The organism is Candidatus Spechtbacterales bacterium (assembly GCA_040879145.1).
Lineage (GTDB): Bacteria > Patescibacteriota > Minisyncoccia > Spechtbacterales > 2-12-FULL-38-22 > JAWVZY01.
On record JBBDKX010000003.1, the window covers coordinates 1 to 2,567 of the forward strand.

Below are 2,567 nucleotides of genomic sequence, written 5' to 3' on the forward strand. Positions count from 1 at the left end.
GAGGATCCACGATACCGCAAGCGAATCAAAGATTCGGGCGGTATCGGGACAAAAATTATGGCAAAACTTACTTTTCATGGTGGTGCCCAAAGCGTTACCGGAGGCAACTACCTGTTAGAAACCCAAAAATCAAAAATACTTATAGATTGTGGAATGTTTCAGGGTTTTCGTGAAGCGGAAGAAGAAAATTATGAAAAATTCCCTTATGATCCGTCTAAAATAGACGCGGTTTTTATAACTCACGCGCACATAGACCACATAGGGCGCCTGCCAAAATTGGTAAAGGAAGGTTATACAGGTGTTATATACAGCACTCCTCCTACAGCAGACTTAGCACCCATAATGCTTGAGGACAGCCAAAACCTTATAGCATCCGAAGCAAAGGACGACAACCACCCTCCGCTTTATACAGAAAAAGAGGTTAAGTTGGTGGAACAGCAGTTTAAGGGGATAGATTATGACAGAGAGTTTGTGGTTACCGAGGATATAAGAGTCCGTTTGCGGGATGCCGGACACATACTGGGCTCTGCCATAGTAGAGGTCTATATTACAGAGAATGGAGAAGAAAAGAAGATAGTCTTTTCCGGAGACCTCGGCAATTCGCCCGCCCCTCTTTTAAATGACATAAAGTATATTGAAGACGCGGACTATGTGCTAATGGAGACAGTTTATGGAGACCGGCTTCATGAGGACAAAGAGGAGAGAAAAAATATATTGGAAAAGTCCATAGAGGACGTGGTAACAAGCGGGGGAACTTTAATGATACCGACGTTTGCTCTTGAGCGTACGCAGGAAATACTTTACGAGATAAACTCTCTTATAAAAAATAACCGAATTCCAGAGGTACCAATATTTTTAGACAGCCCTCTTGCAATAAAGGCTACAGAGGTTTACAAAAAATACAGAAGCAATCCGCTATATTTTAACAACAAAACCGGAGAGTTTTTGAAGGAAAATCACAATCTTTTTGATTTTTCAAATCTGAATATATCTCTTAAGACTGAGGAATCAAAAGCTATAAATGATGTTCCCGCGCCAAAGGTTATAATAGCCGGCAGTGGGATGAGTACCGGAGGCAGAATAATGCATCACGAAATTCGCTACTTGCCGGATCCAAAGAGCATGCTTTTGATAATCGGATATCAGGCAAAAAGAACTTTAGGCAGGCGTCTTTTTGAAGGAGAAAAGGAGGTAAAAATATATGGGCAGGAAGTTTCTGTAAGGGCAAAAATAAGAGCTATTGGCGGTTATTCCGCTCACGCTGACCAGAATGGCCTATACAGCTGGATAGAGCATATAAACAAGGGAAGCAAGAGGAAGCTTAAAAAAGTCTTCTGCATCCAGGGAGAAGAAGAGGCGGCAAATACTTTTGCTAAGCGTTTGCGCGATGAGCTGGCGATAGACGCGCACGTGCCGGAACCGGACGAGGTTTTTGAATTTTAATATAAAAAACAATATGTTAGAAATTATACCAACTATATATTTACAAATATTACTGGCCTCTGTGCTGGGTCTTATTTTGGGCCTGCAAAGAGAGTATTCTGAAAAGCCGGCGGGTCTTAGGACATATTCCCTGGTGGCTACCGGTGCCGCTCTTTTTACCATAATATCTATTAACGGGTTTAATCAGTTTCTTGTTGACGCGTCACGATACGACCCTTCAAGGATAGCTTCTAATATTGTAACGGGTATTGGTTTTCTGGGAGCCGGAGTTATAATATTTCGCGACAAAAGGGTGGAAGGGTTAACGACCGCCGCAGGTCTCTGGGTTGCAGCGGGGCTGGGTATGGCTGTGGGCGCGCAAATGTATGGCTTAGCTATCTTTACAACAGTAGTCTCATACACAATATTGGATATAATGGGAAGGCCTCAAGTAGAAGAGTGGTTGCGCATAAGACGCACAAAAGAGAGGAATAAAAATAAAATTTAGATGAAAGGTAACGTGTTAAAAGCTACCTCTTCTTTGGTCGGCACTATTATTGGTGCCGGCATTTTTGGTGTTCCGTATGTTATGGCACAGTCCGGCTTTTGGCCGGGACTTGTTTTATTTGGAGCACTTACCGGGCTTATGCTTATTTTGCACCTTATGTACGCGGAGGTTGTTGAACGAACAGGGTCCGGGCACCGTCTTACTGGGTATATGGAAATATATTTTGGTAAAAAAGCGAAAGATTTTACAACAATTTCTGTGGTTTTGGCGGTATTTGGAAGTCTTGTTGTGTATATTTTGATGGCTATGGAATTTTTAAACAGTGTTTTTGGAGAGCTGTTTTCAAACAAGCTTTATTGGGGGATTATGTTTTGGGCACTGTTAAGCATCGGGATAGTAAAAGGAATTAAAACTGTCTCTAACGCTGAGACTGTTTTGTTGGGTTTGTTGGGATTTGTGTTGTTAATGATAACTTTTCGCGGCGCGCCCATGATTGAGTTTTCTAATTTTAACTCTTTTAATTTTAAGAACATATTTGTTCCATACGGCGTTATACTGTTTGCGCTTGCGGGATTTCAGGCAATACCGGAAATGCGTTATTTGATAGGAAAGGAAGACCTGCCTGCGCCACAAGCAC

The 2,567-nt window shown here is 42.1% G+C and carries 3 protein-coding genes; all 3 read left to right on the forward strand.

Features of this window, described 5'->3' with window-relative positions; all coding sequences use genetic code 11:
* Positions 1-57: 57 nt before the first annotated feature.
* On the forward strand, positions 58-1,443 hold the full coding sequence (locus WDZ40_00335) for an MBL fold metallo-hydrolase (protein MEX0877295.1): 1,386 nt from the start codon (positions 58-60) through the stop codon (positions 1,441-1,443).
* Between the two features lie 13 nt (positions 1,444-1,456).
* Positions 1,457-1,930: an MgtC/SapB family protein gene (locus WDZ40_00340; protein ID MEX0877296.1), complete on the forward strand. Its 474-nt coding sequence runs from the start codon at positions 1,457-1,459 to the stop codon at positions 1,928-1,930.
* The coding region (locus WDZ40_00345; GenBank protein MEX0877297.1) for an aromatic amino acid transport family protein at positions 1,931-2,567 on the forward strand (637 nt) is incomplete at its 3' end. It lies immediately after the preceding gene.

Bases quoted from the DNA above. Each gene is read 5' to 3' on its own strand.
- WDZ40_00335 (MEX0877295.1), top strand. From the start codon at position 58: ATGGCAAAACTTACTTTTCATGGTGGTGCCCAAAGCGTTACCGGAGGC.
- WDZ40_00340 (MEX0877296.1), top strand. From the start codon at position 1,457: ATGTTAGAAATTATACCAACTATATATTTACAAATATTACTGGCCTCT.